The sequence below is a fragment of the Erysipelatoclostridium sp. MSK.23.31 genome, assembly GCF_019125875.1.
Classification (GTDB): domain Bacteria; phylum Bacillota_I; class Bacilli_A; order Erysipelotrichales; family Coprobacillaceae; genus Thomasclavelia; species Thomasclavelia ramosa.
The window spans coordinates 1-1,331 of the sequence record NZ_JAHOCB010000102.1 but is presented as its reverse complement, the minus strand read 5'-3'; the positions used below and the strand labels follow the sequence as shown (position 1 = coordinate 1,331).

1 protein-coding gene is annotated in these 1,331 nt (G+C 44.6%); it reads right to left on the bottom strand.

All coding sequences use genetic code 11. From position 1 onward, the window contains the following. Positions 1-1,331 (bottom strand): NAD(P)/FAD-dependent oxidoreductase (locus KSU54_RS18410; protein WP_117792820.1); only part of this gene is annotated, 1,331 nt, incomplete at both ends.

Here is a 1,331-nt window from a genome sequence, read left to right as displayed (position 1 = left end):
CCTGCTACATACAGATCATCTATTTCACATTCAAACCCTTCTCTTACCTTTGGCCGCGCTGAATAGAATTTCGCTTCCACTCCATACAGCAACGTATGCTCATTCGCTATCCCCGGTGTTACATTATCCAGTGCCTCAATCATCTCGATAATTGATTTCATCGTGTTGTACGGTAATACCAGCCCCAGATCTCCCGGTACCGCCTCTGCTAAGGTCGGCTCTGTATACCCTTCTTTCAAACGCTTGTAAGTCGTTCTTCTCCCTTTCTTGATATCTCCATATCTTTGCACCATGACTGATCCGTTTGACAGCTTGTTCGCCAGTCTGCTCACCTCATGTGCAAATTCATTCGGTTCATTGAACGGCTCGCTGAAGGTATGGGATACCAGCAGCGCAAAGTTGGTATTCTTGCTCCCCAGCTTCGGATCATGATAGGCATGTCCGTTCGCCAGCATCGTCCCGCTGTGATTCTCTATTACTACATGCCCTGACGGATTTGAACAGAATGTTCTTACTTTTGTTCCGACACTTGTATTATAGACAAATTTACCTTCATACAGATTGCTGTTGATCTCTTCCATTACGATATTGCTGGTCTCTACCCGCACTCCTATATCGACCTGATTATTATAAAGCTCCAGTCCATGCTGTTTCAGTACTTTTGTCAGCCAGGCAGAACCGTCTCGTCCTGGTGCCAGTACGATCTTCTTCGCTTTGATGACCTCATCATTTTCCAGAACTACCCCGACAGCATGTCCGTCTTCAACCAGCACTTCCTTTACAGCTGTTCTAAATGCCATATCAATATGTTCTTTCAGTTCCGTTGACATTTCTGTCATGATCCGCAGATTCTCTTCTGTTCCTAAATGTCTTACCTTGGCCCGCAGCAGTTTTAATCCTACTGCATAGCCTCGATGTTCAATTTCTTTGACCTTGTCAGTCGTAGGATCCGTTATTTCTCTGGTTGCTCCGTGTTTTAAATAAAGATTGTCAACATAGTTGATTACATCTTCAACCTCATTGGTTGAAAGATAGTCAGTCAGCCAGCCGCCAAATTCACTGGTAATATTGAATTTACCGTCAGAATAGGCACCGGCACCGCCAAATCCGGCTGTAATCGAACAGGCAGGAAGACAGCCCGGTTCATTGTTCCTGATGATTGGACAGGACTTGATCTTCTTTTCCTTGATCGGACAGTGACGTTTCATAACATCCTGACCTTTATCTATAAGCAATACGTTCAATTCCGGCTGTTTCAAATACAGTTCATAGCAGGCCATGATTCCTGCTGGTCCCGCTCCAACAACCACAACATCATAATTATTTTTCAT